Below are 18773 nucleotides of genomic sequence, written 5' to 3' on the forward strand. Positions count from 1 at the left end.
TAATATTAATCTGAAAATCGATATGACCATAAAAAACATTATCACAGTCTTAACTATCTTTCTGTCCGGATTCTGTTATGCCGGAACCTCCACTAAAGTGGATTTCAACTTCGATTGGAAATTCAGCAAACCAGCAGGCTTCGTGCCTCAGGACACTTTGTTCCTGAGTCCAGATATAAAGTGGGAGGATGTGTGTCTGCCTCACGACTGGAGTATCAGCGAAGGATATACCAAGACTCAGACAGCCGGAAGCAATGGTTTTCTGCCTGGCGGTGTGGGGATTTACATGAAGAATTTTCTCACCTCGGATGATATGAATGGGAAAAAAGTGTTCATTCATTTCGAAGGTGTATATAATAACTCAAAGGTTTGGATAAACGGGCATCTGTTGGGATTCCGTCCTAACGGATATGTGGGATTTGAATATGAACTTACTCAATATCTGAAACCAAAAGGTTCGATGAATACAATAACTGTCTGCGTTGACAGAAGAGCGTATGCCGACAGCAGATGGTATGTCGGTGCCGGTATATACAGGAATGTGAGTCTTATTCTAAGAAACGAGCTCTATATTCCTTCAGACGGAATATTCGTTACCACACCACAGGTAGGCAACCGTTCGATGGTGAATGTGGTATGCGAGGTGAAGAATGCTGGAACAGGTGTAAAAGGAGTCACCGTGAAGCACGAAGTAGTGTACGACGGCAAGACAATAGCTTCTGTTTCCGATGATTTTGTTGCCCTGAAAGGCGATTTCAATGAGTTCACTGCATCTGTTGAACTGGAGAATTGTCATCTCTGGAGTCTTGAAACGCCTTCGATGTATGAGCTTCATACTACTCTGATTGCTTCTGACGGATATGTGATGGATAAGAAAACAACAAAATTTGGTATCCGCAACATTAAATTCGATGCGGATGAAGGCTTCCTTCTAAACGGAAAATCCGTAAAAATAAAAGGAGTGAACATACACCACGACTTGGGATGTATGGGTGTTGCCGCATACGATGATGCCCTGTTGCGACGCCTTCTGAAACTTCGTTCCATAGGCTGCAATGCCATACGTACAGCCCATAATCCGCATTCGGAAAGTCTGCTGGAAATGTGCGACAGTCTGGGACTTCTTGTAATGAATGAATTTATCGACGAATGGAAGGTAGCAAAGAAAAAGTGGATTACTGAGCGAGCTAAGGAAGATGCGCCCGACAGCATATCAATAGGATATACCAGATACTTCGATACGCATGCCGAGCACGACCTCAAGTCGTTCATCAGGCGAGACAGAAATCATCCTTGCGTGATACTCTGGAGTATAGGCAATGAAATAGAATGGACCTATCCATATTACTGGGCATCGAGCAAAGACAATAAAGGGTTCAAGGGGCTTATCCATACGGGCGACCCGGAAACAGACAACAAGTCTATACTGAAAGAGTTCAACCGTCTGTCAGGAGGAAAAGACGATTTGGCTGAAACAGCCGCTGTCCTTGCCGGTTGGGTTAAGGATGTGGACACTACCCGTCCCGTCTCTTCAGGAGTCGTTGTTCCGTCAGTTTCGCGTCTCTCCGGATATACAGACGTGCTTGATGTAGTGGGATATAACTATAAAGACAAATATTATGAAATCGACCATAAGCTATATCCATATCAGCCTATTATCGGTTCGGAGAATGTTGGTCAGCTCTTTGAATGGACAGCCGTGGCCGACAAGAAGTACATAGCGGGCATCTTCGTGTGGACAGGATTCGACTATCTTGGCGAGAACGGTCCATGGCCTGCAAGGGGTGGAGACTGTTCTTTCTTCGATTTCGTGGGCAACAAGACAGCGCGTGGCCATTTCTTTGAATGTCTGTGGAAAGACACACCGAAAACCCATATTGTAACAATACCTGAAAAAGAAAGCGAGTTCAAGATGGATGCTGACGGAAGTTTCACCTACACTCCACGCCCGGGATGGATCAGACGCTGGGAGTGGTACGACACACGCGATAAATGGAAGTACCGCAGGGACGAGGACATACTGGTACAGGTATATACCAACGCCCCAGAAGTGGAACTGTTTCTGAACGGCAAATCGTTGGGAACAAAGAAACGCAGCGATTTCATGGAGCATAATATACTGATGTGGAAGGTGGCATACAAGGAAGGAACACTCCTTGCGGTAGGCAAGGACGGCGACAGAATATTGTCGAAAGACACTTTGTCCACAAGCGGCAAGCCGTGCCGTCTGGCACTGAACTGCGACCGCAAAACAGCTACCGACAACGGTTATGACCTTATCCATGTAGAAGTATCCATTGAAGATAAAAAAGGAAACACAGTAGTCGATATACCTTCGGATGTGAGGATAATCCTCGACGACAAGTTTGAACTTGCCGGACTCGACAATGGATCGCCTTCGATAGAAGATTTGAACATCAACGTCATAAACAATAGTGTAAGGACATATAACGGAAAGTGTCTGTTTGTCCTGAGAACCATAAGAGGGAAGAAAGGAACATCCTTTGTAAAGGTTGTAGGTGACGGTGGAATACAGGGCAGATGTAAAATTCTGATTTCCCACCCTATATCACATTAATATCCCCCTCATATATTATAAGTGAAAGATATAGTTTTATGACATCAAAAAAACATGTAAAACCTAAGATTATGAGAAATAAAAATCTTTTAGCTTTAATAATCCTATTATCAACCCTAAAGGTTTCAGCATCTGATTCAAATGTTGATTTCAATAAAGATTGGAAATTCGTACTGAAAGATTCTGCTCATTATTCATATACTTCTTATGTCCCTGGTGATGAATGGAAGAAAGTGAACCTGCCACACGACTGGAGTGTTGGTCTGCCTTACGACTCCATCTCTGGCGAAGGGTGTGTAGCTTTCCTTCAGGGAGGAATAGGATGGTATAGCAAATCATTTCCCACAACAATCAGCGCAAATCAGAAATGCTATATAGTGTTCGATGGAGTATATAATAATTCTGAGTATTGGATAAATGGCAAAAAACTTGGATATCATCTTTCGGGATATGCTCCTTTTTATTTTGATGTCACAGACTATCTCAATCCCAATGAGGATAACCGCATGACTGTAAGGGTCGACCACAGCCATTATGCCGACAGCAGATGGTACACCGGTTCAGGTATATACAGGGATGTGAAAATGATTGTAACCGACAGACTGCATATTCCGGTTTGGGGAACATTTGTCACTACTCCCGTGGTTACTGATAAATATGCTAAAGTAAACAACCAAATTACCGTGCGCAACAGTTACTCTGAACCCAGAACAGCTGTTGTTGAGATAGTGTATAAAGATAATAAAGGCAATATCGCAGCCTTTGAGGTCTTCAGTATAAAACTGAATGCTGGTGAGGAGAAAATTATCGACATCGTATCGGAGATAAAACAGCCGGATTTGTGGAGCGTCGAGATACCAGTCCTCTATACAGCCGAGACCCGTATTAAGAATGGCGATGAAGTCATTTCTGAAAACACTGTCAGGTTCGGTATACGAACATTCCACTTTGATGCAGACAAAGGTTTCTTCCTTAACGGAAAAAATATGAAGATAAAAGGAGTATGCCTGCATCATGATGCCGGTATAGTTGGCACAGCAATGATACGCGATGTGTGGTACCGACGTCTGAAAACCCTTAAGGAAGGAGGATGTAACGCCATCCGCCTTTCGCACAATCCGGGAGCGGATGAGTTTCTGTCTTTGTGCGATGAGATAGGTCTTCTGGTCCAGGAAGAGTTCTTCGATGAGTGGGATTATCCCAAAGATAAAAGGCTCAATATGAAGGAAACGGTAGAAGACTATCCTACTCATGGTTATTGTGAGCATTTCCAGGAATGGGCTGAAAGGGATTTGAAAAACGTAATGAGGAGAAGCCGTAATCATGCCTGTATCTTCCAGTGGAGTATAGGTAATGAAATAGAATGGACTTATACCGGATGCCGTGAGGCAACAGGTTTCTTTGGAGCCGATTCCAACGGTAATTACTTCTGGAACCAGCCTCCATACTCTAAAGAAAAAATCAGAGAAATGTGGAAAATCCAGCCTAAACAAGCATACGACATTGGTCGTACAGCGCAAAAATTAGCAGCATGGACACGCCAGATGGATACTACACGAGTGGTTACCGCCAACTGCATCCTGCCTTCCATAAGTTTTGAGACAGGATATATCGATGCACTTGATGTGGCTGGTTTCAGCTACAGACGCGTGATGTATGATTATGCTAAGAAGAATTATCCTGACAAACCTATAATGGGTACAGAAAATCTTGGTCAGTGGCACGAATGGAAGGCGGTGATTGAAAGAGATTTCGTTCCGGGTATGTTTATATGGACAGGAGTCGATTATCTGGGAGAAAGTGGAAGCCGCCTTTCAAGATGGCCTCAAAAGTCAATAGGATGTGGTCTCCTGGATATGTGCGGCTATGTGAAGCCTTCGTACGACATGATGAAATCATTGTGGACTGACAAGCCTTTTATTGCTATATATTCACAGACTCCAGACAAATCTTCGTATCTCCAGGTAAAAGATGGCTTTACTGATAAGAAAGGACATGAATGGGATAGAAGATTATGGGTTTGGGATGATGTAAACTCTCACTGGAATTATCAGAAAGGTGACTCGGTAATAGTAGAAATATATTCCAATTGTGATGAAGTGGAACTTTTCGTTAACGGCAAGTCGATGGGAAAGAAGTATATAGACGATTTTGAGGATCATATCTATAAATGGGCAGTTCAGTACAAGCCTGGCACTATTACCGCAAAAGGAAAAAATAAGTTAGGTAATACCACTACAGCTATAAGGACTTCAGGCAAAGAACATTCGATATTGCTAGCGGTTGACAAACAAAGTATCGCAGCAAATGGAAAGGATGTTCTGCATGTCACAGCCCAGCTTACAGACAAAAAAGGTAATCCTGTAAAGACAACAGAACAGATGCTTAAGTTCAACATCGATGGAGAGTACCGTCTGTTGGGTATAGACAATGGAAATGTAAAGAACGTATCTCCATATCAAAGCAAGGAGATTATGACATATCAGGGAAGATGTATGCTGATGCTTCAGTCAACAGAAAAAACATCGGTACTGAATATCAGTGCAGAAACAAGTGAATTACAGTCGAATAAACTAACAATTAATATAAAATAAAGTCTAGTATGAGAAAAATTATTTTTGCAGCCGGCATGATGTCGCTATTGGCAGCATGCGGAAATACAGGCAATACACAGACTATTGCCGTTGACGACACTCAGAATTATGATGAGCGTAAGGCCGATTCATTGGGAATACCTAAGGGAAATAAGTTAAGTGCAGCTATGAAACGTGCCATGAAATGGGAAAATCACGACAATAAATGGTTCTTTGAGTATAAGATGGAACCACTTAAAGGTGATCTTGCTTATGAAGAGGGCGTAGTAAGAAGAGACCCGAGTGCAATGCTGAAAATAGGTGATACATATTATGTGTGGTATTCAAAGAGCTATGGACCTACCCAGGGATTTGCTGGAGATATAGAGAAAGATAAGGTTTTCCCGTGGGACAGATGCGATATATGGTATGCCACATCAAAGGATGGATTGACATGGAAAGAGCAGGGAATTGCAGTGAAGCGTGGTGAAAAGGGTGCTTACGACGATCGTTCTGTTTTCACTCCTGAGGTAATGGAATGGAAAGGAAAGTATTATCTTTGCTATCAGGCTGTAAAATCTCCTTATACAGTCCGTGTTAAGAATACTATCGGTATGGCATGTGCTGATTCCCCCGAAGGACTGTGGACCAAGACAGACAAGCCAGTACTGGAACCTTCTGATACCGGCGAATGGGAAGGCGATGAGGATAACAGATTCAAGGTTGTATCGAAAGGCGATTTCGACAGTCATAAGGTACACGACCCGTGTATAATACCTTATAATGGTAAGTTCTATATGTATTACAAAGGAGAACGTATGGGAGAAGAAATAACATGGGGTGGTCGTGAAATCAAACACGGTGTGGCTATTGCTGAAAATCCTATGGGTCCGTATGTGAAATCGGAATATAATCCTATTTCAAACAGTGGGCATGAAGTCTGCGTCTGGCCTTATAAAGGAGGTATAGCTTCTCTTATTACTACCGATGGTCCTGAAAAGAATACACTTCAGTGGTCGCCTGACGGAATAAACTTTGAGATAATGTCTGTAGTAAAGGGTGCACCACATGCCATTGGTCTGAACCGTAGTGCAGATGCCGAAAAAGAACCTACCGAAATATTGAGATGGGGTCTTACTCATATATACAACAGTTCTGATTACCAGAGTATAATGAGATTTTCTACTTGGACATTGCAGACACATACTGCTAAGGGTGAATCAAAAGAACGTAAATAAATTATTCTAATTTAAATTAAGATACCATGAAGAGAAAACTGTTTACTATTTGTTTAGCATCGTTGCAATTTGCATGTGCAGCAGAAAATTTAAATAATAAATCATACGAGTGGGACATCTATCCTGTACCAGCTAATGCTGGTGACGGTATGGTGTGGAAACTTCATCCACAGTCGGACGACTTTAATTATATTGCTGACGAAAAGGATAAAGGAAAAGAGTTCTATGCCAAATGGACTGATTTCTATCATAATCATTGGACAGGGCCTGCTCCTACAATATGGCAGAGAGACCATGTTTCCGTTTCAGACGGATTCCTTAAAATCAGAGCCAGCCGTCCTGAAGATGTCCCTCTAAAGAAAGTTGTAAGCGGACCTAACACAAAGGAACTCCCGGGAACCTATACAGGATGTATTACATCGAAGACTCGTGTAAAATATCCGGTTTATGTAGAAGCATACGCCAAACTTTCAAATTCAACCATGGCATCCGATGTATGGATGCTTAGCCCTGATGATACTCAGGAAATCGATATTATAGAGGCATACGGTGGTGATAGAGACGGTGGAGGTTATGGTGCCGACAGACTTCACTTAAGCCATCACATATTCATCCGTCAGCCATTCAAGGATTATCAGCCAAAGGATTCAGGTTCATGGTATAAGGATGACAAGGGAACATTGTGGCGCGATGATTTTCATCGTGTTGGAGTATTCTGGAAAGATCCTTTCACACTTGAATATTATGTAGATGGAGAACTCGTCAGAACTATAAGCGGTAAGGATATTATTGATCCCAACAACTACACTGGTGGCACGGGGTTGGTTAAGGATATGGACATCATAATAAATATGGAAGACCAAAGCTGGAGGGCCGTTAAAGGTTTAAGCCCTACGGATGAGGAACTGAAAAATGTGGAAGATCACACTTTCCTTGTCGACTGGATAAGGGTTTATACACTGGTCCCAGAAGAATAGGATTTTTATAGTTTATATCGTAATTTAATAAACACTTCATATATTCAACTTTTTCATTAATGAGTTTCAGTTGTAATATGAAGTGCTTTTTTATTGCTTGAATTTGAAATAAATATTTGAGAATGATATATACTATGACTAGTTAAATATATAAAATTATGATGTCAAAAAATCAATAGAATGTTCCTGATGACTTCATTATTGCGTAAAAGACTATTTATTGGATATTTTATTACTGGATTTATAGTCATAAGTATGGTTACTGCGATGATAAATGAACGTTGTCGGTTAAAAGAACTTAAGAATCTGATAATTCAAATTAATGAAGCTTATGAGAATTCCAATAAAGTTCATTTGTATATTACTAAGTTGGCAACTTTAGGTGAATCGGTTATAGCATGGGATGAGTCTGATTATAACATATTTCATAATCACCTTTTTAAAACAGATAGTGTTTTACTTGAAATTAAATTAAGGAGTGGTGATTTTTTATGTCCGGTTCAAATTGATTCTTTACGGGGATTGCTTAGAACGAAAGAAATGTACTTGTTTCGAATAATGAAAGCAATCCAATTTGCGAATAAATCTGATAGTATTCTTACTAATGAATTGCCTATAATAGCTACTCAAACAGTAAAAGTGAAGACAATAACTCAGAAAAAGAAAGGAATTGCCGGATTATTTGGAAAGAAGGAAAAGATACAAGTTCCCTATATTACTAATGAAATACAAGATTTTAATAATAGATTGGTTTCTGCCAGAGATTTGCGAAACAATCAGATTGAAACCTATGTGGATAGCCTGCGTTTGCATAATAGGATGTTAAATCAGAAGTTATATGATTTTGTATCGTTTTTAGATAATCAGGTACAGTTGTCATTTACAGAACGAAACTCAGAGGTAACAGAAGTCAAACAAGAATCCTTCCGATTATTTATCGTAATGATGAGTATTGCGGTTTTTATAATATTAATTTCATTTTTAATTATACAATCAGATTTACGTAAAGAAGAAATAATTAAAGCCAAATTACAACAAGCTATTCAGGAAAACGAGAATTTGCTTGATATGCGCAAGAAAATCATCCTGACAGTTTCACATGATATTAGAGGCCCACTTGGTAATATCCATAACTGTGCCGATCTAGTATCGGAAACGCGAGAGAAGAAAAAGCGTGAAATATATTTAGATGACATCCGCCATTCTTGCCAGCACGTCTTGCATTTGGTCAATAATCTGATGGATGCTTACCGTATTAATGAAGCTGGAGATTTACATAATGATATACCTTTTTATCTTAACCGTTTTTTAAAACGAATTTCAGATGAGTTTTCTCGTAAAGCGACTTCAAAAGGTCTTATTTTATATTCTGAACACAAAGGATTAAATGTAACTGTAAAAGGTGATGCGGACAAACTCGAACAGGTACTGGCCAATCTACTTACAAACGCTATCAAATTTACTTCCAGAGGAAACGTCAATTTTCATACTGAATATTCAGAGGGAAAACTTCGGATTGAAATTAGAGATACCGGTATAGGGATGGACGAGGAAACAATGAAAAGAATATTTGCTCCATTTGAGCGTGCCGCACAGGATGTCAATTCTGAAGGTTTTGGTTTGGGACTTTTTCTTACCAAAGGATTAATTAAGGTTTTGGAAGGAAAAATGGATGTGGAAAGTACACTCGGTAAAGGAAGCGTATTCAGGCTGGAACTTCCTTTGCCTGAAACGGATGAGTTAGTTGAGGAAGACAAATCGGACCATAATACAATAACTATATTGCCTAAGAATGTTCTTGTAGTGGACGATGATCCTATACAACTGAAAATAGCAGAAGATATGCTCGGGCGCAAAGGTATATCCTGTAAAACCTGTAAGAATGCACGTGAAGTAGTGGCCGCTCTTGAAAATTCTGAATATGATTTGGTCTTGACAGATGTACAAATGCCTGATACTGACGGATTCTGTTTGTTAAGATTGCTTCGCAATTCGGACATCGGCAATTTTAGAACTGTTCCAGTAGCAGTCATGACTGCCCGTGGTGATGGAAATTCCGGAATTTATGAAAAAGAAGGATTTGCAGGCTGTATTCATAAACCGTTCAATATCCACGGACTGCTCGCTTTTTTATCCACCATTGTATCTCGTACACAAGTTTCAGTTTCCGGAGATTTTGATTTTTCCAGTTTACTGGAGAATACGGATGATTATAGTCATATGCTTTCTCTCGTTGTTATGGAATCTGAAAAAGAACTGGAGGAGATGGAATCTGCTGACAGGATAACCGACCGTGAGACCATGAGAAAAATAATACACCGGATGATGCCTGTATGGGAAATGCTCGAGAAAGATAATATTTTACGTGATTTTCAAAGAATATTGCATGACAGTGATAGCCAAAACGAAACTGTTCATGAACATGCAATACAAATCATGGAGTGGCTTAAAAAATTAATAGAAGAAACAAAAAAGGAACTGAAGAAATATGAAAATCCTCATAGTTGAAGATAATATGATACTCTGCGGTATGATTGAAAAATGGTTGCAAAAAGCCGGTTACGAAGTTCTAACCGCAATGGACGAGCCCGGAGCACGTAGTATTCTGAAGAAAAACGAAATCAATCTTGTGTTGGGAGACGTACGTCTGCCGGAAGGAAATGGTATCAGCCTTCTGGAATGGATGATGCGTTCTAATGTGGAAGTTCCATTTATTGTCATGACAGATTATGCCTGTATCACGGATGCGGTCCGTGCCATCAAGCTCGGTGCTAAGGATTATTTGCAAAAGCCTGTTCATCAAGAGCAACTGATAGAATTAGTACATAGCATGCTTAAACAACCTGTTATTGTACGTAAAGAATGTTCTTTTGTTGAACGTACCAGTGAAGCAGCAAGAAAATCCGCTTCACTGGCTCGTCGTGTGGCACCGTCGGATCTTTCTGTTATGATATTTGGTTCGAGTGGAAGCGGTAAAGAGGTGATAGCCCAGATGATACACCGTTATAGTGACAGACGTGACAAACCATTCGTTGCCGTCAATTGTGGAAGTATACCTAACGATTTGCAGGCTTCTGAATTTTTCGGTGTAGTCAAAGGAGCTTTTACAGGAGCTGTTGCTGATAGGAAAGGACATTTTGAGACGGCCAATGGAGGAACCTTATTCCTGGATGAAGTTGGTAATATGCCGTATTCCATGCAGATTCTTCTTCTACGTGTCCTTCAGGAAAAGGAGTTTAATCCGGTAGGAAGTGATAAAGTGAAACATACGGATGTACGTATCATTTCTGCTACCAATGAGGATATGAAAAAAGCGGTGGAGGAAGGTCGCTTTCGTGAGGATTTGTATTATCGCCTTGCAGAACTCGAAATTGTTCAACCGCCATTAAAAGATTGCAAAGACGATATTCTTCCGCTTGCCGAATTCTTCAGAAGAGAACATTCCTGTAGAATCCGTGTCAAGAATGAGGGATTTACCGAAGAAGCGAAAGCATGCATGCTGGGATATGACTGGCCTGGTAATGTGCGGGAATTGAACGCAAAAATCAAACGTGCGGTAATTGTTGCGGATAATGTATTATTGGATGTTTGTGACTTGGGACTGGACAATGTAGATTGTAGTGACAATCCGGATATTCGTATCATTCAGGAAAAGGAAAAGATACGAAACCTGCTTGAGAAAAATCATGGTAATGTCAGCAAGACAGCAGTGGAACTCGGTTGCAGTCGTACAGCCCTGTACAAGAAAATGAAGAAACTTGGTCTGAAGTAATCTTTATTCTTTAAGGCGGTATACCAGTCTGCATACATTGTTTCGGAATGTTTTGGACTCACGCAAAGTCCATTGTCCGAATTGAATCTTTCCGGTTATGTTTTTCCCGCTTTTGTATGATATTGGAAGCAGGTAAATGACCAGTTCATCTGCGAGTCGGAAGAGAAATACACCACCCACATATTCTGCACTTTTTTCATCTTCTACCTTCATGAAAAATGTGCAGTCTTTTTCATGTCTTTCCTTGGCATCCATCAAATCAAGCATACCGTAATGCGGATACATGTTAAATGTAGCCCGCTCTTCCCAATAAGGGAAACCGTTCCGGTCTGTCCTGAGCCATTCCATCAGTTCCTCATTTTTATCCGGTAGAAATCCGTCCAATGTGACGGGCATAATAATCTGTACTTTTGCCATACCTCTGCTTGTTAAAAATAAAAGCATGAAACCCATGCTTATTTCGAACAGAGGCTCTGACAAAGCCCAACACAGAAACTCGCATGGGCTCACGCTATAAGGTATAGCATAAGCCTCACGCAATAGCCTCCGTGTTTTTGAATTTGTCAGATTCCTGTTCGAGACATCTTGCGACTTATGTATATAATCGACGGAAACATCCCGTAATCCGCCGTTATGTTCTATTTCAATTTCAAAGATAAGGAATGTTCCCTGAAAATCAAACTGATTCAGGATTTATTTGTCATTCTGTATCTATTCAGCTTTTCTTTTCTCCTCTTCTGCACTTTCTATTCCCAGCCGTTCACATAGTTCCGGGTCGCTCTTGATACGTTCCATCTCATCGTTGATGATAGCCTGTGCATCCGCCTTTATCTGGTCATAATTGCGCTGTATCTGTTGGAGCATGATGTCATTTCCTTCACTGTCCTTGAACCTGTTGATAACCGGGATTTTTTTATAAGCCTTTTCTTCCGCACTTACTTTGGCATGGTCCACGATAATTTCCGCATGGAAAATCTTTTGGTCGATTTTCTCACCGAAATTATCCGATACGGAACCGACAAACGTACCCTGTGAGAGGTTGGAAATTTTGGATGCTGGAATCAGTGAGTCCAGCTGGGTGTTGATAGATGTAGAGACATCCTGACGGTTGATGGATATGGACTGCCGTTTCTGCAAAATCTTTCCGAAGCGTTCGGAAAGTGTCTTGGCCGTTTCGCCGACCACCTGACCGCTGAATATGTTGCCGACTGTATTTTGAATCACCTTGCTTTCCTTTTCACCGTAGTCACGGTTAAGCTGGCTGAAGTCCTGGAATCCCAGACAGACCGCCACCTTGTTGGAACGTGCCGTTGCAATCAGGTTGTCCAGTCCTCGGAAATAGATGGTAGGAAGCTCGTCTATAATGACCGTGCTTTTAAGCTGCCCTTTCTTGTTTATCAGTTTGACGATTCTGGAATTATACAGTCCGAGCGCTGCGGAATAGATGTTCTGTCGGTCCGGATTATTGCCCACACAAAGGATTTTAGGTTCCTTCGGATTATTGATGTCCAGAGAAAAATCATTGCCTGTCATGACCCAGTACAGTTGTGGAGAAATCATTCTGGTAAGCGGAATTTTCGCCGAAGCTATCTGGCCCTGAAGCTGGTCTTGTGCCCCACCCTTCCAGGCATCCATGAAAGGAGAAAGGTAGTTCTCCAGTTCCGGATAGGAAGTCAATATGGTAAACAAATCAGAATAAGGTTTGTTCAGCAGTTCCACGGCATGAGGGAAGCTGCAATAGATACCATTTTTGTATATTTTCAAATACCAGATTATAGCTGCCAAAAGGATAATAGGAGACTCTACAAAGAAGTCACCCTGTTTTTCAATATCGGGTAAGTCAAGGGCATTGCTGCCCCCTTCTCCCCTAAGAACCGTACATGAGAGTTTCCCCTCATACGGCTCAAGCAACTCAATATTTCTATTTGTTGTTAGAAATCGGCTCATACTTTCAACATTTTCGTTTATTTCGCTTGTAGCAGTTGTTGTGGACAAGTTGCCGTACAATCGAACCACCAACAGATATTTCGTTGACGTTCCATGCTTTTGTACAATCTATTTCCTTGCCACATAACGGACAAATCCGGTTCTGCTTGTTCCATAAATATAAGAGAGACTTACGTCCCTTGAGAGATTCCAGCATTTGTTGCTCCTTTCGCTGAAAGAAATAATCATCGTATTCCGGGTCGAAAGGGTTTGCCTCACCTTTGATTTGCTTGTACGGAGTATAATGTATATCCGACAACCTTTTAAGGGTCAGGTAGTTCACTTTCTTGCTCTTGGTTTCATATTTCCATGCAAACGTCCATTTACGCCCCCGAATTTCATGCCAATATTTGTCTGCAACCCAAGACTTGCGTTTCTTTGGATGGCGACGTAAAGCCCATTTCTTCGTGAGATTGTAAATGTGATTGTCACAACCATGAAAAGCATCGGTTGATGCACCATATCGGTAATAGTTGCCCCAACCTGTGATTACAGGATTAAGCATTCGTATCAGCGATTCCTGCTTACACATTTTATGTCCTTTAACGATGTCACCGATTTTTGCCCTGAAGCGTTTCTGTGCATCTTTGGACGGGGATGTGTATAGCCTTTTGCCAAACTTCCTCACATTGAAACCTAAGAAATCAAAACCGTCGTATATGTTCGTAATGGTAGTTTTCTCTTCGGATAAGGTTAGCCCTCTTTCTTTGAGAAATTCTATCACGATAGGTTTGACTTCGTTTTCCAATAGCTCCTTTTCTCGACCTGTGATTATAAAGTCATCCGCATAACGAATAAGGTTTACCTTGTAGTGGAATGTCTTATTGTTGCGCCATAATCTTTTGAATCTTTCAGCCAAGAGTGGTTGAAGTCCGTCAAGTGCTATATTTGCAAGTGTCGGTGATATGATACCTCCTTGTGGTGTACCCTCTTCTGTCGGGAATAGTTTGCCATTGAATACAGCTCCACATTTCAGCCATTTTCTGAGTATCGTCTTATCCATAGGGATATGATTAAGAAGCCAGTCGTGGCTGATATGGTCGAAGCAGCCTTTAATGTCTCCCTCCAAAATCCATTCGGGAGAATGCTGGCGGTTTAGAACCGTATCAATCTGACGGATAGCGTCCATTGTCCTGCGTCTCTTGCGGAAACCATAAGAAAAGCGGTCGCCTGTCGTTTCGGCTATCGGTTCCAATGCCATGAGATATAATGCCTGCATCGCCCTGTCTTTCATTGTCGGTATTCCCAGCGGTCGGAGTTTACCGTTCTTTTTCTTGATGTGAACCCTACGAAGCGGCTGCGGATTGTAACCACGACGTTTCAGTTCACCGATTGCTTTGTACTTGCGCTTGGGAGAATCCCAAAGCTGTTTATCTACTCCAGACGTTTTCTTCCCTTTGTTGGAAGTAACCCTCTTTACCGCCAATGCCTTGGCGTAAAAAGAGTGGGTCAGCATCCACTGCAAGGCTTTCACCTTGTTATGTCTGCCTTCCTTTTGAGCCTTTACAATACGCGCTTGTAGCTTTCGGACATAGGCTTCACACTTGGACCAGTCCATTCCGTCCCAAGTTAGATTCCTACTATCAGCAGGCGCACACGATGTTTTAGTTTCGTTCATTTGCTTTCCTCCTTTTGAAAGTTCTAAAAGTTATCTTGTAAAGAGTTACCATATACGGAAGTCTGCCCACTTTCGTGTCGGATGATGTCACCAATAACAACCCGTGATGTTGATTCAATCCGTATCCACCCCATTACAGGGTGGCATTCGCTTTTTCCGTTATCTCATACCTGCACCCCATTCGGCTTGCCTTGCGGTTCGCTTACTCGCATTCTTACGAGAGAGATACAGGCTTGCCCTGTTCCACGTAATTGACAAACGGATAGTTTAGGTTCTGCCAAGTCCGCCGGCAGTGCTGTGTCCGTGTAACCCCAACATGGGCAAGGGTTATCCGACTGCTTACCTTTTGGTGAGAGCTAAAGTATCTTGCGCTCCTTCAAACCTTACGACGGCTAAAGTCAGTTCACTTACGTTAACCATGCTATCCAGCCTCGCCACTCAACGGTATGATACTAACCGCCCTTGACATTCCCTCACGGTTCAGTCTTGTCCTTTCGGAAAGTGTACTTTGTCCTATAAGCTTGGCACAACCCATCACTGGAGATGCACCTTATAGTAGGCTACCGCTGACGGAACAGCGGGTTAAATCATGCAATTAATATTACTGTCTAACAATCAATTACGTGACTTTACAGGTCACACCCAGGTCTTGTTCAAATTTAACATGATGGTATAGCTTGCTTCGTATGCGTCAGATATGTCTGTCATGAACTCCGGATTGATGGGATTGCAGCGGTGTGAACGGTGCGGATCATCAAAATTGATGACGTAAAAATGCGGTTTTACCTTATATTTGTCCATATTGTGCAACAATGTATTATAGGCAATGGTTGAAAGGTCATCGAATTTGTAATCATAGATATATACACTGAAACCTTTGGAAATCATCTGTTTGATGTAGTTGTTCACCACTGCGTAGGATTTACCGGAACCCGGTGTTCCCAATACGATGGTCGCGCGGAAAGGATTGACCACGTTGATCCAGCCGTCGTTGAGCTTGCCGCCATACTGGAATCTGGTGGGCAGATTGACAGAATATTCATTCTCCATCAGCCTTGTCTCCTGCATGAAGGATTCGTTTTCCATATTGAACACATCCTCCATCAGGTTATGCCTGTAAAGCCTGCTGATCCACAGTCCCGCCATGAGCAGGCATAGATAACCGGCTGCAAGTGTCACCACATACAGGGCAGTAATCGCTTCGTGTGGAAAAGGCAGGTCAAGCAGCCACCAGTTCATGAAAAACAGAACCGCCCCGGCAGTGAGTACCGCCCATATACGCTGCCATGTAATCTTCTCACCCTTGACTCCGATAGTACCCATACAGGATATGGCCAGCAGAAGCACTGCCATCAGTTTTGTCCAAAGGATACAGCCGAATATACCGGTTGTCCTGTCAAAGTTCATCAGTATCCGGTCTATGACATCCAGATTCAGATGCCAGGCACTCATACTGGGATAGCAGTATACATAAACGTGGACTACCAGAATAAAAATACTGACAGCCCTGCCGAATTCCATAATCTTGGCAAGGGCTCTCAAATCGTCTTCCTGTTGCATAATGATGTAGATGATTGTGGGGGAATCCGTTGTTCCCCCTGTTGTTGACTCATTTTGATTGATCAGATACCGCGTGATTTGCGTTTCTGCGGTTTCTTTTTCCGTTTCATGCGGCGACGGAACGCTTCTTCCTCGTAATCGACTGCCGGATTTGCCTCAAAGGAGAAGATGCCTGCCGCCTGTTCAAGCGCACTGTTTTCTTCCATACGGTGGCCGTACCGTTTCCAAAGTTCCTCCGGACCGGACTGTTGTCTGTCCTGCCAGGGTATTCCTTCCCACCAGTTGACAAGGCCGTTGAATACGTTGGCGGAAAACTCCTTTCCCATACGTGAACCGTTGAACGCCTCGCGCCGTTCATGGTCTATGAATGTGACACCGTAGATACGTCCGGTATCGTTCCTTCGGAATACCACATCAATGTGCTCCTGTTTCAGCAGTTCCCTGAATTCCTGTTCCGATTTTGCGTTACGCATGGCCCATACGACCTTGCCGGATATGGCAGGAGCCCATCTGCCTTCCTTGAAGTCCTGTGTATGCCGTAACATACGTTCGGACAGTCCCGTATTTCCGAAACGCTTGCCGAACCTTGCACTTTTTATCGGAGGGCTGACTACTTTTCCAATATCATCTGTAGCCGAATAGATGATACCCGTATAGGGTGTTCCCATGTAATCGCCTAGTAGTTGTCGGGCTTCAATGTTCAGTGTGGAAAGCAGTGCGGAATACTCTCCGAAAGTCTGGAAACGGTAGCTTTCCAGTACGGCCTTTAGTGTGTTTCCTATCTGATGGCGTATATCCCCCTGTGAGGCATCCACCTTTTTCAGTTCCGCTTTCGGATTCCGTCTTTCCGCATCCGCACTGTTACGCAGTCCGAATTCCTGTTCCAGTTCCCGGCAGGCTGTCATTGAACGGCGGTGTTCATAGGAGTCATTGATTTTCCTTCCTTCATCGTCAATGCATACACTCACGATATGTATGTGCGTGTTGCAGGTATCTCCATGTCTGTACACGATGAACGGCTGGTCACCATAACCCATTTTCTGCATGTATTTCTCTGCCAGTTCCGCCAGCCTGTCATTGTCCAGCCTGTCTTCCGGTGCCGGGCTGAGGGCGATATGCAGGACCGGCTTATCCGTCCTCCTGTTTGCCGTCAGATGGTTTTCAAATGAAAGGAGAGCTAGACGCATGTCCTCGCTCGGCAGTCCCGGGCGGTCGGAAATCATCCGGTGTCCGGAAAGGATTTCCGCCGTCCCCTGAAATACCTTTTCATGATTATAGGCCAGTGCCCCGTAAAGACTTTCTCCGTGACTTATCTTTGCAACCATTTCTTTTCATATTCTTTAGTTAAGGCCATAATCTGTTTGTTGAGCAGTATCAGTTCCAGGGTAGCCTTTTCAAGTTTGTAAAGCAAGGACATCGCCCTTTTTTCCCCGAAGTTTTTCTGTACGGCCCTTACGACCTGATTGTAATTGTTGCCTATTGCCTGGAATTGTCTGTAAAATTCCCCGAGCCGGATGTAATAGTCCATGGAAACCTTGTCCACCTTGATTACCTTCAGCTGTTCTGAAAAGATTGATTTCTTGATAAAGATTGTCCTGTCCCTTGCTCCGGATTCCAGAAACAGTCTTTCAAATCTGCTTTTCTCCTGTGCGTTCAGACGGAAATTGTACTTGTAGTCCGCCGGATCAGTCTTCGGTTTTCTGCCTGTCCTTCTTGCCTGTTTTTTCTCCATGCTTTTCTGCTTTTGGGTTATTTTTCTTTCTCCGTCAGATTTTCCGACTTTGGAGGAAAATCTCCCGACCGTTAGGGAGGGCAAGTTGGTTTTTGTATGGCAGAATACTTTCTGTCGTACAAAAACACAACTTGCTCTGTTCGTTTGAACAGAGAATCCACCTCCAGCGGATTGCTGCGCGACGTGAGCGGCGTGCTGCTGTCCGTCGGAAGATGTTCCAAGCCGTTCATCGGTTCTGACTTTGCAAAATTATGACCGTGTAAACAGTTGTGAAATAGCGGATTGTATGACATATAATGACGCCTGATGACATCTGATGTCATGGTATTGGTTACATATTACCTGTATGCTTGAAAGACCTTATTTTTGACGCGATTTAAGCGTGCAATATTGCAATAACATAATGACATAATAACATAACAACATGGTATTGCAATAATATAAGGACATAATAACATGGCAACATAGTATTACAATAACATAATGACATAATAACATGGCAATATAGCATTGCAATAACATAATGACATAATAACGTAACAACATAGTATTGCAATAACATAAGGACATAATAACATGGCAACATAGTATTGCAATAACATAAGGACATAATAACGCGGCAACATAATATTGTAATAACATGAGGACATAATAACATGGCAATATAGTATCACAATAGCGTAATGCCATTGTAAGATTAGTGAAAGAAAAAGTGAATATTAACCCCAAAAACAAAAGG

General features: G+C 42.3%; 12 protein-coding genes and 1 pseudogene. 7 read left to right on the forward strand and 6 right to left on the reverse strand.

The window, feature by feature from the left end:
* The first annotated feature begins 22 nt into the window (after positions 1-22).
* The 6 genes from DXD78_RS00275 to DXD78_RS00300 all read left to right on the forward strand — a co-directional run bounded on the left by DXD78_RS00275 (position 23) and on the right by DXD78_RS00300 (position 11138).
* Positions 23-2578 carry a glycoside hydrolase family 2 TIM barrel-domain containing protein gene (locus DXD78_RS00275; protein ID WP_007560921.1) on the forward strand — a complete coding sequence of 852 codons (2556 nt, stop codon included), beginning with the start codon at positions 23-25 and terminating at the stop codon, positions 2576-2578.
* A 71-nt stretch (positions 2579-2649) separates the two neighbouring features.
* Complete coding sequence (locus DXD78_RS00280; RefSeq protein WP_040312738.1) at positions 2650-5172, forward strand: glycoside hydrolase family 2; 2523 nt, start codon at positions 2650-2652, stop codon at positions 5170-5172.
* Positions 5173-5180: 8 nt separating this feature from the next.
* Positions 5181-6389 (forward strand): family 43 glycosylhydrolase, encoded by a 1209-nt coding sequence (locus DXD78_RS00285; RefSeq protein ID WP_007560917.1) that lies wholly within the window; start codon positions 5181-5183, stop codon positions 6387-6389.
* A gap of 26 nt (positions 6390-6415) precedes the next feature.
* A complete protein-coding gene (locus DXD78_RS00290) occupies positions 6416-7366 on the forward strand; it encodes a family 16 glycosylhydrolase (RefSeq protein ID WP_007560915.1) in 951 nt (316 codons plus the stop codon).
* Between the two features lie 189 nt (positions 7367-7555).
* Positions 7556-9874: a hybrid sensor histidine kinase/response regulator gene (locus tag DXD78_RS00295; protein ID WP_229038314.1), complete on the forward strand. Its 2319-nt coding sequence runs from the start codon at positions 7556-7558 to the stop codon at positions 9872-9874.
* Entirely contained in the window at positions 9855-11138 is a 1284-nt protein-coding gene (locus DXD78_RS00300; protein ID WP_007560909.1) for a sigma-54 dependent transcriptional regulator, read from the forward strand. The genes DXD78_RS00295 and DXD78_RS00300 overlap by 20 nt, the downstream gene beginning before the upstream one ends.
* 3 nt (positions 11139-11141) lie before the next feature.
* Here DXD78_RS00300 and DXD78_RS00305 read toward each other — a convergent pair whose 3' ends face one another.
* The 6 genes and pseudogenes from DXD78_RS00305 to mobA all read right to left on the reverse strand — a co-directional run bounded on the left by DXD78_RS00305 (position 11142) and on the right by mobA (position 18034).
* A complete protein-coding gene (locus tag DXD78_RS00305; protein ID WP_025018816.1) occupies positions 11142-11555 on the reverse strand; it encodes a hypothetical protein in 414 nt (137 codons plus the stop codon).
* Positions 11556-11849: 294 nt separating this feature from the next.
* Positions 11850-13085 carry a TraM recognition domain-containing protein gene (locus DXD78_RS00310; RefSeq protein WP_007560906.1) on the reverse strand — a complete coding sequence of 412 codons (1236 nt, stop codon included), beginning with the start codon at positions 13083-13085 and terminating at the stop codon, positions 11850-11852.
* 4 nt (positions 13086-13089) lie between these two features.
* Entirely contained in the window at positions 13090-14742 is a 1653-nt protein-coding gene (ltrA, locus tag DXD78_RS00315; protein ID WP_007560904.1) for a group II intron reverse transcriptase/maturase, read from the reverse strand.
* A 639-nt stretch (positions 14743-15381) separates the two neighbouring features.
* Positions 15382-16302: pseudogene (locus DXD78_RS00320) on the reverse strand (YWFCY domain-containing protein); the annotation flags it as partial.
* Between the two features lie 62 nt (positions 16303-16364).
* Positions 16365-17627: a conjugal transfer protein MobB gene (mobB, locus tag DXD78_RS00325; RefSeq protein WP_007560899.1), complete on the reverse strand. Its 1263-nt coding sequence runs from the start codon at positions 17625-17627 to the stop codon at positions 16365-16367.
* Positions 17612-18034 carry a conjugal transfer protein MobA gene (mobA, locus tag DXD78_RS00330; protein WP_040312737.1) on the reverse strand — a complete coding sequence of 141 codons (423 nt, stop codon included), beginning with the start codon at positions 18032-18034 and terminating at the stop codon, positions 17612-17614. Before mobA ends, mobB begins: the two co-directional genes overlap by 16 nt.
* A 96-nt stretch (positions 18035-18130) precedes the next feature.
* Between mobA and DXD78_RS20985 the strand changes: the two genes are divergently transcribed.
* A complete protein-coding gene (locus tag DXD78_RS20985) occupies positions 18131-18289 on the forward strand; it encodes a hypothetical protein (RefSeq protein ID WP_158561364.1) in 159 nt (52 codons plus the stop codon).
* Positions 18290-18773: the final 484 nt, after the last annotated feature.

Origin of the sequence: Bacteroides sp. D20, from assembly GCF_003436255.1 — a bacterium.
GTDB classification, from domain to species: Bacteria; Bacteroidota; Bacteroidia; order Bacteroidales; family Bacteroidaceae; genus Bacteroides; species Bacteroides uniformis.

Bases quoted from the DNA above. Each gene is read 5' to 3' on its own strand.
- DXD78_RS00275 (WP_007560921.1), top strand. From the start codon at position 23: ATGACCATAAAAAACATTATCACAGTCTTAACTATCTTTCTGTCCGGA.
- DXD78_RS00280 (WP_040312738.1), top strand. From the start codon at position 2,650: ATGAGAAATAAAAATCTTTTAGCTTTAATAATCCTATTATCAACCCTA.
- DXD78_RS00285 (WP_007560917.1), top strand. From the start codon at position 5,181: ATGAGAAAAATTATTTTTGCAGCCGGCATGATGTCGCTATTGGCAGCA.
- DXD78_RS00290 (WP_007560915.1), top strand. From the start codon at position 6,416: ATGAAGAGAAAACTGTTTACTATTTGTTTAGCATCGTTGCAATTTGCA.
- DXD78_RS00295 (WP_229038314.1), top strand. From the start codon at position 7,556: ATGACTTCATTATTGCGTAAAAGACTATTTATTGGATATTTTATTACT.
- DXD78_RS00300 (WP_007560909.1), top strand. From the start codon at position 9,855: ATGAAAATCCTCATAGTTGAAGATAATATGATACTCTGCGGTATGATT.
- DXD78_RS00305 (WP_025018816.1), bottom strand. From the start codon at position 11,555: ATGGCAAAAGTACAGATTATTATGCCCGTCACATTGGACGGATTTCTA.
- DXD78_RS00310 (WP_007560906.1), bottom strand. From the start codon at position 13,085: ATGAGCCGATTTCTAACAACAAATAGAAATATTGAGTTGCTTGAGCCG.
- ltrA (WP_007560904.1), bottom strand. From the start codon at position 14,742: ATGAACGAAACTAAAACATCGTGTGCGCCTGCTGATAGTAGGAATCTA.
- mobB (WP_007560899.1), bottom strand. From the start codon at position 17,627: ATGGTTGCAAAGATAAGTCACGGAGAAAGTCTTTACGGGGCACTGGCC.
- mobA (WP_040312737.1), bottom strand. From the start codon at position 18,034: ATGGAGAAAAAACAGGCAAGAAGGACAGGCAGAAAACCGAAGACTGAT.
- DXD78_RS20985 (WP_158561364.1), top strand. From the start codon at position 18,131: ATGGCAGAATACTTTCTGTCGTACAAAAACACAACTTGCTCTGTTCGT.